At 45.0% G+C, this 21,850-nt stretch carries 21 protein-coding genes; 13 read left to right on the plus strand and 8 right to left on the minus strand.

The features are described from left to right. Positions 1-162 (minus strand): recombination protein O N-terminal domain-containing protein (locus QZW47_RS24550; RefSeq protein WP_293133119.1); only part of this gene is annotated, 162 nt, incomplete at its 3' end. A 225-nt stretch (positions 163-387) separates the two neighbouring features. On the opposite strand from QZW47_RS24550, the gene QZW47_RS24555 reads away from it, so the two are divergent. Continuing rightward, positions 388-2,451, plus strand: a complete 2,064-nt coding sequence (locus QZW47_RS24555; protein WP_293132951.1) for an AIPR family protein — start codon at positions 388-390, stop codon at positions 2,449-2,451. Positions 2,452-2,575: 124 nt separating this feature from the next. Here QZW47_RS24555 and deoC read toward each other — a convergent pair whose 3' ends face one another. After that, positions 2,576-3,256, minus strand: coding sequence for a deoxyribose-phosphate aldolase (gene deoC / locus QZW47_RS24560; protein ID WP_293132954.1), 681 nt, complete (start codon positions 3,254-3,256; stop codon positions 2,576-2,578). A gap of 317 nt (positions 3,257-3,573) precedes the next feature. Here deoC and QZW47_RS24565 point away from each other — a divergent pair, with 317 nt between their 5' ends. The 3 genes from QZW47_RS24565 (at position 3,574) to QZW47_RS24575 (ending at position 5,632) form a co-directional block, all read left to right on the plus strand. Continuing rightward, complete coding sequence (locus QZW47_RS24565) at positions 3,574-3,936, plus strand: hypothetical protein (protein ID WP_293132957.1); 363 nt, start codon at positions 3,574-3,576, stop codon at positions 3,934-3,936. An 88-nt stretch (positions 3,937-4,024) separates the two neighbouring features. Continuing rightward, a complete protein-coding gene (locus tag QZW47_RS24570; protein ID WP_293132960.1) occupies positions 4,025-4,213 on the plus strand; it encodes a hypothetical protein in 189 nt (62 codons plus the stop codon). A 396-nt stretch (positions 4,214-4,609) separates the two neighbouring features. After that, positions 4,610-5,632, plus strand: coding sequence for a tetratricopeptide repeat protein (locus QZW47_RS24575; protein ID WP_293132963.1), 1,023 nt, complete (start codon positions 4,610-4,612; stop codon positions 5,630-5,632). 399 nt (positions 5,633-6,031) lie between these two features. On the opposite strand, the gene QZW47_RS24580 is transcribed toward QZW47_RS24575, so the two are convergent. The 5 genes from QZW47_RS24580 to QZW47_RS24600 form a co-directional block, all read right to left on the minus strand. Then, positions 6,032-6,877: a hypothetical protein gene (locus tag QZW47_RS24580; protein ID WP_293132966.1), complete on the minus strand. Its 846-nt coding sequence runs from the start codon at positions 6,875-6,877 to the stop codon at positions 6,032-6,034. A 726-nt stretch (positions 6,878-7,603) separates the two neighbouring features. Next, positions 7,604-8,326, minus strand: coding sequence for a pyridoxine 5'-phosphate synthase (locus QZW47_RS24585; RefSeq protein ID WP_293132969.1), 723 nt, complete (start codon positions 8,324-8,326; stop codon positions 7,604-7,606). 380 nt (positions 8,327-8,706) lie between these two features. Continuing rightward, a complete protein-coding gene (locus QZW47_RS24590; RefSeq protein ID WP_293132972.1) occupies positions 8,707-9,060 on the minus strand; it encodes a hypothetical protein in 354 nt (117 codons plus the stop codon). An 84-nt stretch (positions 9,061-9,144) separates the two neighbouring features. Beyond that, the gene (locus tag QZW47_RS24595) at positions 9,145-9,339 is read right to left on the minus strand and encodes a hypothetical protein (RefSeq protein WP_293132975.1); all 195 of its coding nucleotides are present in this window, start codon (positions 9,337-9,339) and stop codon (positions 9,145-9,147) included. Between the two features lie 158 nt (positions 9,340-9,497). Continuing rightward, positions 9,498-9,626, minus strand: a complete 129-nt coding sequence (locus tag QZW47_RS24600; protein WP_293132978.1) for a hypothetical protein — start codon at positions 9,624-9,626, stop codon at positions 9,498-9,500. A gap of 295 nt (positions 9,627-9,921) precedes the next feature. Here QZW47_RS24600 and QZW47_RS24605 point away from each other — a divergent pair, with 295 nt between their 5' ends. From QZW47_RS24605 to QZW47_RS24645, 9 genes are all read left to right on the plus strand, one after another. Next, positions 9,922-10,782 (plus strand): Tab2/Atab2 family RNA-binding protein, encoded by an 861-nt coding sequence (locus QZW47_RS24605; RefSeq protein ID WP_293132981.1) that lies wholly within the window; start codon positions 9,922-9,924, stop codon positions 10,780-10,782. Between the two features lie 50 nt (positions 10,783-10,832). Beyond that, positions 10,833-11,036, plus strand: a complete 204-nt coding sequence (locus QZW47_RS24610) for a hypothetical protein (protein ID WP_293132984.1) — start codon at positions 10,833-10,835, stop codon at positions 11,034-11,036. Then, positions 11,036-12,331 carry a TldD/PmbA family protein gene (locus QZW47_RS24615; RefSeq protein ID WP_293132987.1) on the plus strand — a complete coding sequence of 432 codons (1,296 nt, stop codon included), beginning with the start codon at positions 11,036-11,038 and terminating at the stop codon, positions 12,329-12,331. The genes QZW47_RS24610 and QZW47_RS24615 overlap by 1 nt, the downstream gene beginning before the upstream one ends. A gap of 530 nt (positions 12,332-12,861) precedes the next feature. Next, a complete protein-coding gene (locus QZW47_RS24620) occupies positions 12,862-13,818 on the plus strand; it encodes a GDSL-type esterase/lipase family protein (RefSeq protein WP_293132990.1) in 957 nt (318 codons plus the stop codon). 261 nt (positions 13,819-14,079) lie between these two features. Then, positions 14,080-14,868 carry a tetratricopeptide repeat protein gene (locus tag QZW47_RS24625; protein WP_293132993.1) on the plus strand — a complete coding sequence of 263 codons (789 nt, stop codon included), beginning with the start codon at positions 14,080-14,082 and terminating at the stop codon, positions 14,866-14,868. Between the two features lie 202 nt (positions 14,869-15,070). Next, the gene (locus QZW47_RS24630) at positions 15,071-15,628 is read left to right on the plus strand and encodes a tetratricopeptide repeat protein (RefSeq protein ID WP_293132996.1); all 558 of its coding nucleotides are present in this window, start codon (positions 15,071-15,073) and stop codon (positions 15,626-15,628) included. A gap of 602 nt (positions 15,629-16,230) precedes the next feature. Beyond that, positions 16,231-19,041: a chloride channel protein gene (locus QZW47_RS24635; RefSeq protein ID WP_293132999.1), complete on the plus strand. Its 2,811-nt coding sequence runs from the start codon at positions 16,231-16,233 to the stop codon at positions 19,039-19,041. A gap of 292 nt (positions 19,042-19,333) precedes the next feature. Beyond that, a complete protein-coding gene (locus QZW47_RS24640; RefSeq protein WP_293133002.1) occupies positions 19,334-20,455 on the plus strand; it encodes a glycosyltransferase family 4 protein in 1,122 nt (373 codons plus the stop codon). Between the two features lie 10 nt (positions 20,456-20,465). Beyond that, a complete protein-coding gene (locus QZW47_RS24645; RefSeq protein ID WP_293133005.1) occupies positions 20,466-20,699 on the plus strand; it encodes a hypothetical protein in 234 nt (77 codons plus the stop codon). 151 nt (positions 20,700-20,850) lie between these two features. On the opposite strand, the gene QZW47_RS24650 is transcribed toward QZW47_RS24645, so the two are convergent. Beyond that, a complete protein-coding gene (locus QZW47_RS24650; RefSeq protein WP_293133008.1) occupies positions 20,851-21,786 on the minus strand; it encodes an exopolyphosphatase in 936 nt (311 codons plus the stop codon). Between the last annotated feature and the right edge of the window lie 64 nt (positions 21,787-21,850).

Consider the following 21,850-nt stretch of genomic DNA (forward strand, 5'->3'; position numbering starts at 1 on the left):
TAACTCGCTTCTACCGCCAATGCTCGATCGTTGTTTGCGAACACCCGGTGCTACGGCTTTAATTAAGCCGAATTCCCGTGTCAAAACTGTCAGCAGGCGATCGGATTCGCCGATCGGTGCACTCTTCAGATTAATACCAGTTGCTTTGTAAGTTCGAGTCACTAGATTTTAGATTTTAGATTTAATCTACAGTACCAAGACTTCCGACAGTTTTTTGATTTACCACTGTATAATAATTTGAGGGCGATCATCTTCCAGGGCTAAACTAACGAGGCACAGGAGCTAGCCATAAAAAAATATGGGTTTCAGACTACGATCTAAAAACTGTCCGGACTATTGTCAAGGATCATAGCAAAAGTATTTAACCCTCAATCAAATAATTAAAATATGGAACCCATACTTAAGGCGCATTTCAATAATTTCAAAAAAAAATTTGAAATAGATGCTATCCCTACGTCTTCTGACAAAGATGGTGCTGCATTTGAGAAATTTGTAAATTATGTCCTGTTTAGTATGGACTATCCTGAGATTTTTACAGCCGATGCAGAATTACTAGATTTTGTCGGTGTTGGTGGAAGTAATGATACAGGTATAGATGGCATAGGCATTAAAGTTAACGATAGATTAGTTAGAAATACTGATGAAGTTACTGAAATAGCCTTGGCAAGTAAAAAGATTAATGTTGAATTCTTCTTCATTCAATCGAAAATGAAAAATAAATTTGAAAAAACAGAGTTAAATACATTTGGAACGGGGGTAAAGGTATTTTTTTCAGACCCTGCTCTACCTGAAAATGCTCGAATTAGAGAATTTCGCGAGATTAAGGATTTCATCTACTCAGATGAGGCAGTAGTTAGAAAACTCGATAAAAATCCCAGCCTTTTTCTTTATTATGTCAGCACTGGGTCCGAACCAACAGAAGATAACTTCTTAGGCAATCAAAAATTTCTGACTCAAGAGCTTGAAAAAATACAATACTTTGAAAGTGTAGAGGTGAAAGTTGTTGGTGGAAAGCAACTCATCAAGTTTTGTCGAGAGTTGGAAAACAAATTTGATGTTCAAATGAATGTGATTGATATCTTTCCATTGAGCGTAGATACCGTAGACAATGAAACTGATGTAAAAAAAGCGTATGCTTTTACTTGTAACGCATTGGAGTTCTTAAAAGTTCTCACAAAAGAAGATGGTTCATTGCGCCGATCTCTATTTAATGATAATGTTCGTGATTACTTAGGAGACAGCAAAAATGTCAATGGTGAAATAGAAAAGACGATAACAGAAAACCCTGAAATGTTTCTACTTTGCAACAATGGAATTACGATAGTATGTACGGATTTTGAACAGGTTCGGGATAAGCTGGTAAAAATAGAAAATCCTCAAATTGTCAATGGTTGTCAAACAAGTAACTCATTATTCAACCAAAGAGATACCTTAAATATTCACAAAGTCAAACTTCTTGTCAGACTTATATCCACAGAAAATCCTGGTATATCAAACCAGATTGTGAGAGGAACCAATAAACAGAATCAAGTTCTGGAAGAAGCTTTTGAGACAACCCGAGGTTTTCATCAGGATACATTAGAACCTTTCTTTCTTGCCTTTGAAAATAATGTAAAAATTTATTACGAAAGACGAGCTAAACAATACAATGAAGATCCCTTGATCAAAAAAACTCAAATCGTAAATTTGAGAATATTAACTCAAACATTTGTTAGTATTTTTCTTGATTCTCCTCATGATGGACACAGGCACGAATCGATACTTCTAAAAGACTATGCAGAACCAAGAGATTCAAGAAAGATTTTTATAGAAGAGCATAGTCCTTATCCTTACTACATCTGCGCTTTGATTTGGTATATGTTTGAAAAATATTTTCAGGAAGAGAGAATCAACAGAGACTATAAAAAGTATAAAGCTCACCTTTATTTAATATTTAGGATGAGTGTAGGAGAGTTTCCACCAAAACTCACAAAGTCAAAACAGATAGAGGATTACTGTAGTAAGCTTCTTCATATTTTGAAAGAAGAGCAATTCGCAGAAAGACTAGAAAGAGTATTGAGTGTCTTTGATGCAACACAAAGGTTGTGGATCGGAAAGGGGAAAAGCCGTGACTCGATAAAGGATAGGAAGGGATTCACTGATTTAATGCTTGAGCAGGCTCGTGAGAATTTTATTTCTCGTGAGTATTTGACTAAAGGGAAAGCTTTACAAGACGAAAAAGACGACAAGGTAATTTACGAAGGAATTGTTCTTAACATTATACCAAAGAATGATTTTTGGTTTGGTTTCATCAAAAACGTAAATCGTTATGAAGATGAAGATAATGTATATTTTGACAATCGTGGCTATGGAGGAGATGTGAAAGATTTATCTCCTAATACTCCAGTTCGTTTTGAAAGAGGAACTAATCCTAAAGGGTATTTTGGGATCAATGTTCAACGAATTAATTGATCAATAGTTCGGACAGTTTTTGATTGCCAACCGTAGAATAAGGATTTGATGGCGATTGGCAATCTAGCTGCCAAGGTAGAATCACGATTTCAGACTACGAGCGAAAAACTGTCCGGACTAATGACTAATGACTCTGCTTTAAATTATCACGCTGGCGAATTAATTCCGGGCCGCGAGAAGTCCCCAAACGAGTTGCACCAGCCACGATCAAATCTATAGCTTGTTCATGAGTGCGAATTCCTCCGGCCGCTTTAATACCAACCCTTCCCTTAGTAAATTCCTTCAGCAGGCGCACATCTTCAACAGTCGCCCCACCAAAAAAGCCCGTATTAGTTTTGATGTAAGCGGCGCCAGCTTCCATGCAAAGCTCAGCCGCTAATTGTTTTTCCTCATCCGAAAGCATCGAGCATTCGATAATCGCTTTGATAGTTAGTCCAGTTTCTTCGCAAATTTCTGCCAATTCCCGATGAAATTCATCGCTTTTTCCGGCTTTCAACAATCCTAAATTGACGCAGACATCTAACTCAACGGCTCCATTGTCTGCCGCTTCTAGGGCTTCGTAGAGTTTTACTGCTGATGTGGTTGCTCCTGTGGGAAAACCTATCACTGTCGAGACTTTTGGCTTTCTACCGTGCAAGAGACTTACCGCTTGTCGGACGTAGGCGGGATACACGCAAACTGTGGCAAACCCAAATCTTTCCGCTTGTTGGCAGCAGTTTTCTACTTCCTCTGGCGTGGCGCTTGGGTCGATCAGGGCGTGATCGATATAGGGGGCAATATCGATATCTGACCCTTTTGCAGCCATTGCTGTTTTTTCTCCGAAGTAACTACTTCCTTATTATGTAGCGAATTTACCAATTTTTGAATTGGCTTCTGGTCTCAGTGGGTACAAATACTCAATTTGCTGGCAAAAACTCTGAGGAAAATTTGTTCACCTAATAAATTAAAAAAAAAATAGATATTGGTATCTGTCTTTAGATACATTTTTAATCTTTCTTTAGGTATACTTTGTTAAAAGGAGTTGCAGCAGAACCTGCCTCAGCTACCCTAGGGCAGAGCCTGGTAGCCGTCACTGTTTTTACTCCGAGTAGTGCTTTAAAAACATAACAGCCAGTGCCAAGCATGAATCATTTAGAACTCGAACAAGAAATTGGGAAGATGGCTAGAGCGATGATGACTCGCAACAGCTTAATTGGTAAAGATTTGATTGCCGATCTCAGAGGACGGTTGTCAACAGACAGTGTAGCTGCTTTGATGATTGTCAGTATTGAACGCTTGATTTGGTCTGACTGCGAGTCGGTGATCTGGAGTTTGAGCTATTTGATTCCTGCTGACGTAATGGAAGAAATTCGCCGGATTACGGCGCTGGTTGTTTGCAAGCGGTTGATGGGCAAAGGTTTTGTGCTGGGACAGGATTTTAGTATTGATGCTTCAGGCAGGTTGCTGTTGAGCGATACTGCTCAGACAGCGGTTGTGGTTGCTTGAATTTGCTAAGCAGAAGTTGGAGCTATTGGCATTACGAGATTTGCACTCTTAGTGTAACTGCAAACCTAATTCCGGATGCGGTATATAGTTGCGTGACTCGCGCCAGTCAGAGATTTGCAGCAGCTCCAACCCGCGATACGTGCGGTTAGCTGAAAGAGCATTTCACGAAAGGAAAATAGTCCGTTGCGATCGCCAATTGTTGAGGTTGTTACTGAGGTTTGTACGGGCGATCGCCCTGTATCAAAATTTTCAGATTTTTAGTGAAATTACAGTTTAATTCCGAGCATTATTGGTGTAGAATCATCCCTAAGATAGATGCGAAATATTGTCAGGAACCTCTGCCTAAAGGCATGAGGCTTGTAAGAGGAATCTAATAAGCCGTCCTGACCAGCCTAAGACTTTCGAGGTCTACGTTTTTTGAGTCACGACACCCTGAGATGCGAAGCTAGTCTCCTGCTCTGTCATTTGTAGTTAAAAAGTCTTAAGGTCACGCTCGACGGTGCTGCAAGTCTAAAAAGCTCTTAGAACATTGACCGACAAGCTAACTTTACCCCGTAAGGGAGTTTTCATGGAGGGGCATGATTGCCCCTCCCCACCCCAAACAAATGTAAAGCCGTCCTAGAAGGCTTGCCCTGAGCCGGCGTTGGGACGGGGTTTCAAACCCATTTTTCCGATGAACTTAATTCAAAACATGGAAGCGGCTTGGTATTATCATCTGGGTTCGCGCCACCTCGAAGCTCACGATCATGATAGTGCTCTGGCGAACTTTAGCCGAGCTGTGAATTTGCAATCGGATCATTATAAGGCTTGGTTCGGGCGAGGTATGGCTTTGGGCAACTTAGAACGCCACCTAGAGGCGCTTTCAAGTTTTGATGAGGCCTTGGCGGTGCAGCCGGATGCGAGCTTTGGCTGGCACAATCGGGCTATTGCTTTAGGAAAGTTGGGGCGCTCTTTGGACGCACTCAACAGTTTTGACAGGGCTCTGGAGTTTAACCCCTGTGCGGCGAGTATTTGGCATAACCGGGGACTGACGCTGATCGATATGGGGCTTTACAATAAGGCGGTTCTGAGTTTCGATCGCTCTTTAAGTTTGCAGCCGGATGCACCTTGGGCGTGGTACAACCGAGGGAATGCTCTGTTAGAACTAAAACTTTACTATCAGGCACTCAACAGTTTCGATCGCGCGATCGAGTTTAATCCAGATGATGCGAAGGTTTGGTACAATCGCGGTCTAGCTGCTAACTCCATGGGACTTTACAAGCAAGCAGTGGCTAGTTTTAGTCGATCGATCGCTCTGAAACCCGGCAAAGCCGAAGTTGTAGGCGAACGGAGAGTGGCTTTGGAGAAATTAGTCGGTTTAAATCAGAAAAATGCCAAGTTCACTCCCACATTTGAGTGTATCTTTGAAGATTATTTGATTTGGTACAATCGGGGTGTGGAATTGGCGCGACAAGGTAGCTATTCAGAGGCGATCGCTTGTTACGAAACAGCCTTAGAAATCAATCCTGATTTTGCGAACGCTTTTTACAATAAAGCTTGCTGTTATGCGCTGCTGGGCTTTGCTGATTTAGCCCTTGACAATTTGCAGCGGGCTGTGGAGTTTATGCCCATTTTATACCGAGAACTAGCTTTAGCTGACTCTGATTTAAGCTGCATTTGGAAACAAGAACGTTTTGCAGCGCTGATTCAAGGTTGATAAGGAAGAAGGAAGAAGGAAGAAGGAAGAAGGAAGAAGGAAGAAGGAAAAAGAAAGAAGGAGTAATATTCTTTCCGGTTACATCGATCGGAATTATTCGGAATTATATAGTGCTGTCCCCACTCGCGATGAGGAAAAATACCCCTTTCTCGATTTGAGATTTCATGTTACATCGATCGGAATTATACAGTAATGCCCCGCTCGCAATACTACTCGCGAGGGGGGACAGCACTGGAATCGGAAAATTACTATTGCGATCAACAAAAAGGATATCATTAACGAACGTCCTAACTAATCTTGGCGGTTGATTTTACTCAAAAAAAAGCTCGCTTCTGGGGCGAGCTTTTGGGGTTGGACGACGGAAATTCGATCGCCCGACAGGATTTTTGCCATCTTTAACTAGCGCACAGCAACTCTAATAGAGGGCTTGACAGGCTTGTTAGCAACTACCAGCACCTTGTAGGTTCCTGACTCGGGGAGTTGTGCAAAAGTTTGACCTTCGCCTTGATCGAGGAGTTGTCCCGAGGGAGATTCGATCGCCACATCGAGATTTTTGTTGCTAGCTGTCACCGTGATTGTCTGTCCCTGTTTTCCTGGAACTGTCAGGGGCTGGATTTGGTAGCCAGACATTTTGAGCCTCACTGTGGCTTCTGTTTCCCCGTATGCTATGGGAATTGCGCGATCTGGCTTGTAAGTCCACTTGGCGTTAAAGTCGCGTTCCAGTACGAAACTGCTCGTCTCACCTTTGGGGGTAACTCGCACGCGGTAAATGCCAGATTCTGGCAACTGACCGATCCACTGATTGTCACTTTTGTCAAGTGTTCCCATATTCAGACCGTTGGGGCTGTAGAGTTGGGCTGTCAGTTTTCCCGCCCACAGCGAGAGAGTGAGTTCTCGCCCTTTGACACCTTCAAAAATATAGGTAGTGGGTTGGCCGATCGTTGCTCTAATTTCCGAGGTTGACATTCGCTCAATGGGTTCGAGCTTGGGCGCGGCTGCGGAGGTGGCTGAGGTTGGCTCGATCGCATCTTCCTGGTTTGCAACAGAGACAGAAATAGCTGATGTTGGCTCGATCGGTTCTAGCCGGGTAAATGCGACAGAAGTAGCGGGTTGATTAACAGTTTCTGTAATTTCCCAGGCAACAATCCGCTCGCTCGGTGCTATTTTAGGGGCTACAGGGCTGGCAAATACTGATTTTGCCGTCACCATCAGTAGCATTCCAGTCAGTAAAATTAGTTTTTTCATGTCGCACTTTCGAGGGGGGTAATGAGTTGTATATGCTTACTTGTGTTGGCCTGTTATCACCGGATGAAGTCGGGCGATCGAGCCGCCGGCTAAACCAGCATTTAGGATACACCTAGATATCCGGTAGTTGCACAAAAACTGTTGCTAGCAGATTGGTCGTGCGGAAACTAAGTATAGCAATCGCCACAGCGGTGAGGACATAAATAACCTCATGAATAGAGCCTAGAGCATGTAGCAGAAACGGTTTGATTTCCTTGACGAAGCAACTCTTCGACTTCGCGAGCGCGCTCTTCTGTCAACTGTCCACTGTCAACTGTCCACTGCTATAGCAGCCTCGATTTGTCGGAACATTTCAATGATACTGCCTACGTATAATATCATTGATAATTTGAGTTATTTAGTTAAAGACAATTAAAGCTTTTTCCCTGGATATTGGTCAAAAAATGCTGGCACCCAAAAAAGGCGGTGTCTCGGCTCCAGGATGAGCGTTGCTACCAAGCAAGATGCTCTTCACCCGCCGGGGGTGACGACCTCTACTGTTACGTGTTTTGGGCGATCGACCCGTAGGGTGCGCGGCGGGGCGCACCTTACCCTGTTGGTAGCACGTCCAGCTACTTTTTGACTTTAGTCCCTGCGAGGGTCGATCGGGCGAATGTCAGGTGAGGAAGTCGGATACCAACGACTGAGGGAGTGAAACAGTCACCCGATCGCGATGGTTTATTGCTACTACAAATTAGAGAGAATTTTCAGGTAAGCTTGTACTGTGTTAGACAAACCCATTTCTAGCGCTTCTGCAATTAAAGCATGACCGATCGAGACTTCTAATATATCAGGAATTGAGCAAAATTTAGCTAAGTTTTGCAAATTTAGATCGTGTCCGGCATTCACTCCCAAACCTACAGATTGAGCTGCTTGAGCTGCTAAGAGATAATTTTGAAAAACCGATTCAACATTGCCTTCACGAAAAGCAGTTGCATAGGGTTCCGTGTACAGTTCTACGCGATCGGCTCCAACTTCTTTTGCTAGGGGCATGAGAGCAGCATCTGCGTCCATAAACAAGCTGACTCTGATGCCGTTGTCTTTTAATTTTTCAATAATTGGTAACAGGCGCGATCGATTTTCTGGAATATTCCAACCGCTATCCGAGGTAAGTACGTCTGGAGCATCCGGCACCAAGGTACACTGAGCCGGTTTGACATCGCAAACTATATCCATAAATGGCGGCTGAAACGGATTTCCTTCGATGTTGAACTCGACGGTTAGCATTTTCGCTAAGTCGTAAACATCAGCAGCTTTGATGTGCCTTTCGTCGGGTCGGGGATGGACTGTAACGCCGTGGGCTCCGGCGGCAATTACTGTTTTTGCGGCTTCGGTAACGCTGGGAATGCCGATATTTCGAGAGTTTCTCAGGAGGGCGATTCGGTTGATGTTGACGCTGAGTTTTGTCATGGGATGTTAATCTTTAAGGTTGCCGCTACAATATTAATCGGTTTGGGAAGTAAATCCTGAACACTTTACGTTACTTCTCGGATATTATCACACAAAATAAACACGATATTGCTAGAATTATGAATTCTATGATATTTATTTAAAATTCCATATTTCCTAGATAAACTAGCATTGGCGTGTTCGTAATTTTCGTGGAAAATTGCATTGCCATGTCCGCCATCTCCGGGTCGGATACGGCAGTGCCGTATCCCTACTTTTGAGGCATTGCCGTATCCGCGATTTCCCTAGGTAAATGGTATTGCCGTGTCTGCGATTTCTCGACGGGTAAATGGCATTGCCTTGTCTGCAATCTCCGCGTCGGATACGGCAGTGCCGTTTCCCTACTTTTGAGAATTGGTATTAGAGTATAATTTAGCTTCTGCCTGCGGTAATGTATCTACGAAAAAAGCCTCGGCTGTTTTCTGTTTTGCTGCCAAATCTTCGAGATTGGCGATGCAGAAAAGCGGTGTGAGGATCTCGACTATTGCGGACGGAAAATCTCGGCTAAAATATTTTAGTTCAAAGTCGTATCTGTGGGGACGGTAAATCATGCCCAATATTTCGACTAAGGGTAAAAGCGTCCAATTGTGATAGTTGCCGATCGCCTCTGCTAAATGCCCGCGATAAATTTCTTTTTTGACCAGAGGTTGCAGCAAATCAAACAGGATTTTAATTTGGTTGAATCTGGCTTGCATCTGGGAAAGATGCTGGTTGATATCCAAATACTCGGGTACAATTAGATTTGCTTTCTCAAAGGCGATCGGGACGTTTCCGTGTCTTTATATTCCCAGAAAATCGTTGCGGCTGCTGCGCCGGAAAACTGCAAAATCAATTAGCAAGAACGGTGGGGTTTCTTTCAGGCGCCAGAAGCACTGAGACTGCCCGTGCCAAGCTGGTTCTGGTACTCGATATTTTAGGTCTATTTCGCCGATTTGGGTGAGGGTTTTTTCTACAATCTCAAAGGTTTGTTCCACGCGGTTATCTGCAACGACAACCGCAATATCGAGGTCTGACCAAGAATTTCAAAGGTGGTACCCGCCACGTGATTTATCCGTGGAATCAATCCACAATCTCAAATCTAAAATCCTCAAGCCCCCGCATTTATCCGTGGGGTCAATCTAAAATCTAAAATCTAAAATCTCAAATCGGTTGACCACTCGTCGGTGTATCCGTGGGCTGCTGAACCTCCTTGCCACAAAGCGAGAACAAAATCTAAAGGTTGTAGGCTGGAAACAATCTTTTCGAGAATGATTTGTCTCATGGCATTAAGCTATACTGTTGGTTTTCCCAGGTTTCCACAAGTTTAACAAACGTCGCGGGTTGATGTTGCTGCTGCATTGTTCGGGGAGGATTTGCTACTGCGTCCGGTTGTGCGCGACTGTGGAAAATTAATGCCGAAGGTCAAGGGAGAAGGGGAATTTGGGAGAAAGCGGGCGATGATAGCTATCCCTCTTGGCACAATAGCCCGCTATTGAAAATCATTGGGAAATTCTCAGCATCAGAAACCTGCCCGCTGTCAGGTAACATGAGAAAGGATTAATTTTTAACAGCGCGGCATGGCTACTATTTGGGAACTCGACTTTTACAGCCGTCCAATCATAGACGAGCGTGGGAAAAAAAAATGGGAAGTTTTGATTTGCGAAAGCCCGCTGAAGGTAGGGGACAAGGCAGAATCTCTGTTTCGTTACTCGCAATTTTGCCCGAGTACAACAGTAAATTCCCTGTGGCTGGCTGGCGCAATTAAAGATGCGATCGCCTCTTCACCCAAACCTCCGGAAAAAATTCGCTTTTTCCGCCGCCAAATGGCGAACATGATTACCAAAGCCTGCGAAGAGTTGGATATTCCAGCCGCCTCCAGCCGCCGCACCCTCGCCCTCAGCCTGTGGCTGGAAGAACGGATGCAGAAGGTTTATCCCGCCGAACCGGGCTATCAACCGGTTGTGAACCCCAGCGTTCAATTTGTACCCGAAACGCCCGTAGCGCTGCCGGACGCTTTAATCGGCGAAAAATGGACGTTTGTGAGTTTGCCGATCGCCGCTTTTGATGAGATGTCCGAGTGGGATATCGGATTTGGTGAAGCTTTCGGGCTGCCGATGACAGGCTTGGCGCCAGAAACCCCTATTCCGGGCTTAATTATCTTCTCGTCGAGAGCAACGGCTTTAGCTGGTTGGATGTCAGGTTTGGAGCTGGCTTTTCTGAAATTTGAGAGCGCCCCACCCGCTAAGCTGGTATTAGATACGGGAGCTAACGATCGCTGGATTTTAGCTAATCTCAGAGACGCAGCAACAGAGAAAGAAGCAGCATCATTTGAGGCTGCGAAAAAGCAAGCAAAACAAGTACATTTTTTAGCAATTCAGTCGAATCCCGAGTCTGAATCTTTCGCAGGATTTTGGCTGTTGCATGAATTAACTATTTAGTCGATGACTGGGCAATAACTGATATAGCCTCGATCGCAAAAAAATGGAAATTGGAAATTGGGCGAAGCGAAGCGGAGGGATGGGGCATGGGGCATGGGGCATGGAGAATTGCTTCCAATGACAACTGTCAACTGCTTTCCTTCCAACAATCAACTGCCAACAATCAACTGCTTTTCTGCCAACAATCAACTGCCAACAATCAACTGACAACTGTCAACTGTCAACTGTCAACTGTCAACTGTCAACTACTATAATGACCAATCACCAATCAGCAGAACAACTGCTAGAATTAGCCACCAAAGCAGGTGCCGAAGCTGCTGAGGTATTGGAATCGCAATCGCTCTCGCGGCCGGTCTTTTTTGAAGCAAACCGCCTCAAACAGCTAGAAACTGCCCAAGCAGAAGGCATTGCCCTGCGGCTGTGGCGGGACGGGCGGCCTGGTTTGGCGGTGGCTTACGGGCCTGTGGAACCGCAAATTTTGGTCGATCGCGCGATCGCGCTTTCGCAACTCAACGAACCGGAAACGATCGAACTCGGTACCGGTGAGAAAGTTGTTTATCCGGATGGCGGAGTGTCAGTCCCGGCCGAACAGCTAGTAAACTGGGGAAAAGAGGCGATCGCGATCGTCCGCGAAGCCTATCCCGAAAGCCTCTGCACCGCCGAACTCGACTGCGAAATCGAAAGCACCCGCTTGCTCAACACACTAGGCTTGGATTCCAGTCACACCGACACCACCCTCAGCGGTTACTTGTCAGCAGAATTAGTGCGGGGTGAAGATTTTCTGAATATTTGGGATGGCGAAACCGAACGCGGCACTCTCGACTTAAACACCAGCGCCAAGCGGGTTTTGCAGCGTTTGGAATGGGCGAAAGATAATGTAGCCACGGCCACCGGGCGCGTGCCGGTACTGTTTACAGCCAAAGCAGCCGATTTGCTGTGGGGGACTGTCTGTGCGGCATTAAACGGCAAACAGGTACTCGAAGGCGCTTCACCTTGGAGCGATCGATTGGGCCAACAAGTGACATCGCCGCTTGTCACTCTCTCGCAGCAGCCGGATATCGGGCCCTATAGCTGTCCTTTTGATGACGAAGGTACTCCCACTCGGGCGATCGTCTTTATCAAGAGTGGAGTGTTGCAGCTATTTTATACCGATCGCACGACTGGTAGAGCCTTGGGAAGTGGCACCACCGGCAACGGATTTCGCCCGGGTTTGGGCAGCTATCCCACGCCGAGTTTGTTTAATGTTTTGATTAAACCAGGCTCGCGATCGCTAATCGATTTAATCGCTCAATTAGACGAGGGAATTGTCATCGATCAAATGCTGGGCGGCAGTGCCGGAATTTCCGGCGATTTTTCGATTAACGTCGATCTCGGTTATCGAGTCAAAAAAGGTCAAATCGTCGGCAGAATCAAAGACACCATGGTAGCCGGCAACGTCTACAGCGTCCTCAAACAATTGGTAGAATTAGGAGGAGACTCCGAGTGGAACGGTTCTTGCCACACACCATCTGTAATTGTAGAGGGATTGTCCGTCACCGCCAAAAACTAATTAGTCATTAGTCATTGGTCATTAGTCATTGGTCATTAGTCATTAGTCATTAGTCATTAATCATTAATCATTAATCAACTGTCAACTGTCAACTCTTCGACTCCCCTCGACTTCGCTCGGGGCAAGTCGCTCAGCGCAAGCTGTCAACCCCTCGACTCCGCGGGCGGGCTCTTCTGTCAACTCTTCGACTCCCCTCGACTTCGCTCGGGGCAAGTCGCTCAGCGCAAGCTGTCAACCCCTCGACTCCGCGGGCGGGCTCTTCTGTCAACTGTCAACTGTCATAAAGCTCTCTCCGGGTGCGTGAGATAGATAAATATTCACATCCAAACTATGAGACCACTTACTCTCACGCACGCCCCAATCATGACGTAATATCGATGCACTATTAACAATATAAATGTTGATTTCTATATTCCCAATGACCTATTTACCAGCTCAATTATGGTGCTACACTCAAAAAATAAACAATAAAAATCGTTATGCTCTGAGACACCAGACAAGCTCACTATAATCAAAAATCAAAAATTGTTATGCGTATTTGTTTTATCGGTGACTCTTTTGTCAATGGTACGGGCGATCCCAAATATCTTGGTTGGACAGGAAGAATTTGCGCTGCCGCCAGCGGGCAAAACCAGGAGATTACTTACTATAATTTAGGAGTGCGGGGAGAAACAAGCGCCGATATAGAAAATCGGTGGTTCAACGAAATTTCTTGCCGATTGCCTCACTACTGCGACGGCAGAATAGTATTTTCCTTTGGCGTCAACGATACTTACTTTGAAAACGGAAAAACTCGCGTCGCCATCGAAAAATCCCTGGAAAACCTCCGCTATATTCTGAGTGCAGCCCAACAAAAAGTACCAATTTTAATGATAGGCCCGCCGCCAGTTATTGATGTGGAGCGAACCATTAGAATAGCTAATTTGTCGCAACAATTTTCTGAAGTTTGCAGCGAGTTAAACGTACCTTATTTAGATATTTGTACCCCGCTGGAGAAATCAGAAATTTGGCTCAAAGAACTTACCGAAAATGACGGTTCCCATCCCCGCGCTGCTGGTTATACTGAATTGGCTAAAATAGTTCACAATTGGGATGGTTGGAAAGCTTGGTTCAAAAATATAAATATGTCAGATATGGAGACAGTAACGCTGTTTAGAGCAGTCGGCAAAAAAGAAATGGAATTAATTAAAGAAAGCGATTTTTTGGCATTTCCACCGCGACTGTCTTTTCAGCCTATTTTTTATCCGGTACTTCATAAAGCGTATGCCATACAAATTGCGCGAGATTGGAATACAAAAGATGCGGCATCGGGATATTTTGGCTATGTAACCAGGTTTCGAGTTTTGGCTGAATTCTTAAAAAAATATACCGTCCAAACTGTGGGCAGTTCGATTCACCAAGAGTATTGGATTCCTGCAGAAGAGTTGGCATATTTTAATCGAAATATTGTCGGAAAGATTGAAATCTTTGCGGAATATCAACCGTAAAAAAGCAGGAATAAAACTTACGTATTGGTGGTAAAAAACAGGTTGTTTTGGGTCAAGGACTCATGGTGCATATTTAAGATCGTGTCGGGTTGATGGCGATCGCAAAATTAAGGATCTGGCGTGTGAAAGTCCTGTCTGGGGCTGCGGAATGAAGTCCGCACTACGAACCGATCGCAGGTTGAGACAATTTATTACAATTCTCGAACCTTCATAAATTAAAAGCTAACCTAGGTTGGAAAGTGTAGGAAATCGGGCATTACTATGAAGTCCACAATTTTGACTGGGCTGCTGACAGGGTTAGTTGTTTCCTGTTTCACAACTGCGACGAGCTGTCAACCGGGCTACGCGCGAAACAATAGCTTGGTGTCGAAAATTCCGATTGCTGCGAGTTTGAGAGGGTTGGCTTCAACTCGGGTAGATTTGTCGGTGCTGGTGGCGAGTGAGTCAGGGGCGATCGATCCGAAAGCTGAGGATTTTTATAATCAGGGCGAGGAGAAGTACGCAAAACGAGATTATCAGGGTGCGATCGCTGATTTCGATCGAGCGATCGAGCTAAATCCTAATTATTTTAATGCTTATATCGGCCGCGGTAATGCCCGCGATGACTCAGGAGACAGCCGGGGTGCGATCGCCGATTACGATCGAGCTTTGAAAATTTCTCCCAACAATGCGTCAGCCTACTACAACCGCGGTGTTACCCGATCGAGGTTAGGAGACACTCAGGCTGCGCTCTCGGATTTCACTGAAGCTCTGAAAATTAATCCCAACTATGCCTCAGCCTACAACAATCGCGGTATTGCGCGCCAAACTTTAGGAGACAGCGAGGGTGCGCTAGCCGATTTCGAGCAAGCCATAAAATTTAACCCCAATTTACCACAAGCCTACGGCAACCGGGGTAATGCCCGCGAAAGGTTAGGAGACAAGCAAGGTGCGATCGCAGACATTCAAAAAGCCGCAGAGTTATTTTTGCAACAAGGAGACAAATATAATTCTGTCAAGGCACGAATGAAAGTTAAAGAACTTCAAGAAACACCATCAATTCCTCAATAATTTCGCTACCAAATCGCTGCTACGACAGGATTTATGAGTTTTTACCAGCAAGAATTGGTTAAAACTCTCTCCCTTGTCTTGAAAAATTAAAATCAGACTATTGATTGCTCTAATTCTTTTGCTTCCAGGTAGAGAGCGCGCTCAATTGTCCCTAGTCAACTGAATGAAGCTGCGGTAAAACACTCGATTTTTACTTAAAATTATGAACTTCGATCGCCGACTAGCAGCAGCATCGATCAGTGTAACTGCAATTATTTTGATTCCCCAACCCCAGGTAGCATATGCCAAATCCGCTGAACCGATCGCAGTACAGCTTGAAAGTAACTATCGGGTGGATTTGTCCGTGCAGGTGGTGGGCGAGCTGGTGGCGATCGATCCGAAAGCAGAGGATTTTTATAACCAGGGCGTAGATAAGTACAATAAAGGAGATTTTAAAGGTGCTGTAGAGGCTTACGATCGAGCGATCGAGCTTAATCCTAATTATACTATTGCCTACAGCAATGGAGGTAGTATTCGGTATCAATTAGGAGACAAGCAGGGTGCACTCGCCGATTTTGATCGAGCCCTGAAAATTGACCCCAACAATGCGTCAGCCTACTACAACCGAGGTACTACCCGCTCAACATTAAAAGACAAGCAGGGTGCGATGCAAGATTTTCAGAAAGCCGCAGACTTATTTCAGAAACAAGGAAACACAGAGCTTTACCAAAATGCTTTAAATAGAATTAGGGAACTTCAAGACACGACATCAACTCCTTAACAATCTACCAGCTTACTCACCGCTCTCTGGCCAACCACAACACGGCCCATCCTCTGTACTTCCCCTCTGATGCGAGTCTTGACAGGGATCTCGTACCGAAAGAATGTCGATCGCCCATCTCGACATACTTACGAGGGCGAGGGAAAGCATCCCCCACACGACACACGAGCGAAATCATAGCTGAGAGTGGCTACCTCACTTCCTTGCCCCCATAAAATTATCCGAGGGAACGCGAGGGCTGTCCATATTTCGCTAAAATTGTCAAGGAGCAAAAAAATAGATTTTGGGCGATCGCCAGAGGTATAGCAGTGGACAGTGGACAGTTGACCTGGGACAGTTGCTTCGTCAAGGAAATCAAACGGTTTCTGCTATGGGCTATAGGCTCTATTCATGAGGTTATTTATGTCCTCACCGCTGTGGCGATTGCTGTAAAAGTTAAATCAATCTAAGTTGTTTGAGAAGAGCGAACCAAAGGGAATCAAAATTAGAGCGATCGCAAAAATAGTAAATTAGCGATTAAATTCGTGGCATTTTCCCAAACCAAGCAATTTTTTTGCTAGAGTCGAGCCGAGCCGACAATTTGCAGGCAATAAACCATATTTATGCCGTACATTACTATCCCTAAACAATTTAGGGAACCTTCCAGGGTCATCGAATCTCAACTGTTTTTACGACCGAAACGGCTAGCCCTTTTTGAAGCTTGCCTGATTGGTTTGGTTGCCGGACTGGCAGGTGTTTTGCTAAAAATCGGAGTCGGGTGGCTCGGTAGTTGGCGAGTTGCAACCTCCGCAGCAATTCCACCTTGGATATTGCTCCCCAGCGTCGGTTTGTGCGGCGGATTGCTAACAGGTTTCTTGGTAGAACGTTGGGCTCCCGAAACTGCTGGTAGCGGCATTCCTCACGTCAAAGCTGCTCTCGGTGGCGTCAATCTTTCCTTAGATTTGCGAGTAGCCCTCGCCAAACTTGTCACCACTATTTTAGCAGTTGGTTCCGGTTTAACTCTCGGAAGACAAGGCCCAACTGTCCAAATAGGAGCATCTTTGGCAGGCTGGATCGGTCACTTGATGCCGACTTCCCCAGACTACCGGCGGCAATTGATTGCTTGCGGTGCGGCGGCGGGATTGGCTGCTGGTTTCAACGCTCCCATTGCGGGAGTTTTGTTTGTCGTTGAAGAACTTTTGCACGACGTTTCGGGATTGACTTTAGGGACTGCAATTATCGCTTCATTCATCGGTGCAGTTGTGTCGCAACTTTTGGGTGGCGATAGTTTAAATGTCAACCTGCGGGAGTACCAAACCAGTTTTGCAGCTCAGGAAATCCCCTTCTACGTACTGTTAGGAGTTTTAGCGGGATTCTTCGGAGCTTTGTTTAGCAAAGGGATTATTGCTAGCTTGCAATTTAACAAGCGGACGCTTAAATTAGCCTTGCCTGCAAGAATTGCTCTAGCAGGTGTTATCTGCGGCTTAGTAATAGGTTTACTGCCAGAAAGTTTCCGCAACAATACGGGATTGCGGGAGTTTCTGCTGACTGGGGAAGCTAACGGTACAACGAGTTTAATTGCTTTTATCGCTCACTTTTTTCTAACAATTATTTCCGCTGCTTCTGGAGCTCCGGGAGGATTGTTTGCTCCTTCTCTAGTTATAGGTTCTGCACTAGGTCATATGGTGGGAATTGTGCAAGTACATTTCCTGGGTGTCGGTTTGCCAGCAAGTTATGCTTTGGCGGGAATGGGAGCGTTTTTTTGCGCGGTTTCTAGGGCGCCAATTACGGCGGTAGTGATTGTGTTTGAAATTACGGCTGATTTCAAATTAGTGCTACCATTGATGATCTGTTCTGTTGTGGCTTATTTAGTTGCAGAAAAGGTAGATAGTGGTTCTTTGTACGATCGCCTGTTGGAGTTTAACGGCATTCAGCTAACCCCGGCAAAACCTGCCACCGATACTCTCAGCGACTTAATCGCAGCTAACGTCATGCAGCGCCGAGTTGAAACTCTGTCGAGTTTGCTGACTTTCGATGAAGTGATGCAGGCTTTTTCGCGATCGCACCACCGAGGATTTCCAGTAGTAGAGGCCGGCCAATTAGTCGGAATAGTCAGTCAAACCGATTTGGCAAATGCCACCGGGCGCAATTTTTCCGGCAACTCGCTGCTGAAAGAATTTATGACTGCACAGCCAATCACGGTAAAAACAACCGATACTTTAAGCGAGGTTTTGTACAGGCTCAACCGCTACCATCTCAGCCGCTTGCCGGTGGTAGAAGGCCGCCGTTTGGTGGGAATTATTACCCGCAGCGACATAATCCGAGTAGAATCCGATCGCCTCAGCGGAGAAACAACCCAAGGCCCGCATCCAGAACCATCCTATGTAGTCTATCAAACCAGAGCCCCGCAAGTCGGAAACGGCAGGTTATTAGTGCCGCTTTCCAACCCGCAAACAGCACCCGCCTTGCTGCGACTGGCGGCCGCCATTGCGCGCGATCGCAATTACGAATTAGAATGCCTGCAAATCATCATTGTACCGCGCAACAGTTCCCCCTCAGAAAGTACAGTGCGAACCACCAAAAGCCGCCGCCTGCTGCAACAAGCCGAGCGCATTATCCGCAATTGGAACTTGCCAGTACACACTCAAATCCGGGTAGCTCACAACGTGCCCAACGCAATTTTGGAGACAATTAGGGAGCGACACATTGACTTAATTTTGATGGGCTGGGAAGGCGAAAGATCCACAACAGGGCGCATTTTTGGCGATGTTGTTGATACCGTAATTCGGCAAGCAGGCTGCGAGGTAGTTTTAGTGAAGTGGAGCGAAAAACTATTAGTAACGCGCCAGAAAAATGAGTTTTTATCAGCTAGCAGTGCCCGGGAATATGCGCCTACAGAATGGCAGTTAAATGCCGCAGGAGTTGATGACACAGAAAATTCTAAATTTGTCGGATCGAGTTCACCAGAGACTCCAGAGACTGAATTTGCCTCGCCGAATTCGGAGATTCCAGCACCCGAATTGGGATTGCACACGCTGATGGGTTTGCAGCGCTGGTTAGTGCCAATTCGCGGCAGTTACAAGCAAGCTGCGGCTTTGCGGTTGCTACCTGCTTTCGTGGCTGCGAGTGCTGTACCAGAGATTAAATTGTGTCAAGTTCATCAGCCTTCCGTTGCAGAACCCGATCGCCTAGAATTAAAACAAGCTGCGGATTTTATCAAGCGACGGGTTGGTTGTGAGGTAGTAGCGACGGCGGTTTGCGCTAAGTCGGTTTCAGATGCTTTAATAGATTTGGCTCAAAACGATCAGTGCGATGCGATCGTCCTGGGAGCCAGTCGCGAAGGACTGCTGAAACAGGTGATTCAGGGGAACATCCCGGAAGCTGTGGCGCGCGGGTGCGACTGTACAGTCATATTAGTGCGATCGGCCTGTTAGCAAAATCATAAATCGGCGATTTGATATGTTATTTCTAAGTCGTAGGGTGCGTCGCCATAAAAAATCCCTAAATCATATCAACAATCTCACGGCGACGCACCTTACACGTGGGGCCGGTGCAAATATTTTTTTAGAAATGGTTTAATTAATAAACCCTCACAAACCCGATGGTGCGTCAGGACAAAAATCCTGAGTTTATATTTAAAACCTTCTCACCTGACGCACCCTACAATTTTAATGACAACTGACAACTGACAACTGACAACTGACTAATGACAAATGACAACTGACTATGGTTCACTTTAACGTCGGCTTTCAACACTTTAACTCCTTCGCCGACATCACCCTATCCCTGGCGACAACATTAGACAAAATGGGGATTCCTATTTCTGTGGAACCATCGACAATCGCCTCTCACGTCACCCGCAATTCCACAGACGAGGAAAACCACCTGTTAGCGAAGTGGATGAACACTCCACCATCAGATTTATTTCAAATTAAATGGTCTCATTACTGGAAACCTTATTTTCTCAAAGAACTCAAAGGCCACCTCAACTTAGAATTTTTTGCCATCAACTATGAATTCGCCAAAAACGATGAGGATTATGATTACTGGATTTACGATGCTGTCAACAATTCATCTCACATCCTAGCCGTAAGCGCATATTCTAAAAACGTTTTAATCAAAGCTGGCTGTCCCGCACAAAAAGTCTCAGTCATACCTTTAGGTTTCAATCCTTTAATCTCGCAACTCTATGCTCCCAAACCGCAAAAAACGCCAAAAGATAAAAAATATATTCTGCACATGACTAATTCTTTTGATTTGTATAGATTTGGAACGGATCTCGCCATTCAAGCATTTTATCAAGAATTTAAAGATGATACCAACGTAGAGTTAATCATCAAAGATGGCGGTAAAAATCCTGATGTCATAGTAGAACATCTCATAAATATCGAAAAGCAATTCGGCAAGCTCAAGTCAAAAATTCAGGTAAGGCCTAAATTTTGCACTAAAGCAGAACTAGCTGATTTATACTTATCAGCAGATGCCTTTTTAGCTCCGTTTCGCGGCGAAGGTTTTGCAATTAAAATTTTGGATGCCTTTGCTGCGGGTTTACCCGTCGCTATGACTATGTACGGCGGCCCGACTGACTACGCCAATAGCGCTAACTGCTATCCGATTGCTTGCGATCTAATTCCCGTCGGAGAGTGTTACGATACTCAGTATCTGAAAATTAGAAATTCTCCTCATTGGGCAGAACCAAACCTTCAGTCTGTTCGCCAGCAGTTACGCAACATTGTTGAAGACCCGATGCGTTTTCAGGTAGCTCAAAAAGCTAGAGAGACGGCGGATTTATTTAATTGGGAAGCTGCGGGCAAAAAATTGCTAAAATTAATGCGAGAGTTGTTTTAGGAGCGGAAATATGGGACTCGAACGCAAAATGTTTAGGGGAATGTTTTTACCTAGCGAAGTGGTACAGTTGAAACAGCCTTGTTTTACTCCCGGGCGATTGTTCGAGCCCGGAAAATATAACGCTGCTGATTTGCCGGATGTCGCTTTTGATATGGGTTTAGTAGACCATTTGCCCCCAGTCAAAGGTCAAAGTGGGGAAAATCTCAACCCCCAGAACCCACAACCTCAAAACCTGGAAGAATAAACCCGGGTTTGCCGTAAGGACTAAAGTCCTAAAAACCAGGTTTGCCACCAGGAATTAAACCCTGAAAGCCCCGTTTTTAGTAAGGACTTCAGTCCTGAAAATTCTCAGAATCAAAGACTAAAGTCCTGACTGCAAAAAAGATAAATCCAATTTAACCATTGTGTTCAATCTGGGCAATTAACTCTTTCAAAACTTTACTAGCTTTGTCATTCTCAATCTGACAAGTTCCGGCATTCTGGTGTCCGCCGCCGCCATACCTTAACATTAACTCCCCTATATTAGTTTTAGAAGTTTTGTTAAAGATAGATTTACCAACTGCGAAAACAGTATTTTGTTGTTTGAGTCCCCACAGTGCGTGAATGGATATATTGCACTCGGGGAACAAAGCGTAAATTACAAAACGATTTCCCGCAAAAATCACATCTTCGTTGCGTAAATCCAAGACTACTAACTTATCATAAACTTTGGCGCAACGCTGTATTTGATCTTTGAATTTTTCTTCTTGATCGAAGTAGAGGTCTACTCTTTCTTTGACATCTGGAAGCTCCAAGATTTGATCGATAGTATGATTTTTGCAGTAATCGATCAACTGCATCATTAACTGATAGTTTGAAACCGTAAATTCTTTAAATCTGCCCAACCCAGTTCTGGCGTCCATTAAAAAGTTTAACAGCACCCATTCTTCCGGATCTAAAATCTCTTCTTTAGCAAATTTAGCGGAATCGGATTTGTCAACTGCCGCCATCATCGCTTCGGAAATTTCAGGAAACTTTGCTTTGCCTCCATAATATTTGTACAGCACCCTAGCTGCGGAAGCTGCATAGGGGTCGATGATGTGGTTGATTTTGATTTTTTCGTGTCTGAGGGTTTCGCTGAAATGGTGGTCGAAAGCTAGATGAACTCCTTCGACATAGGGTAAATTTGTGCTAATATCGTTATTTGTTATTTCGATTTTTCCATCCTGCATATCTTTAGGATGCACGAATTTAATCTCGTCAATCAGATCGAGTTCTTTGAGCAAAACGGCACAGACAAGACCATCAAAATCGCTGCGGGTGACTAATCTGTATTTTTTAGTGAGTGGCATATGCTTGTGTGGTAGGCAGGAACTGATTATAAGACAATATAACTTATTACTCGATCGCTGAACA

The sequence above is a fragment of the Microcoleus sp. bin38.metabat.b11b12b14.051 genome, assembly GCF_013299165.1.
GTDB lineage: Bacteria > Cyanobacteriota > Cyanobacteriia > Cyanobacteriales > Microcoleaceae > Microcoleus.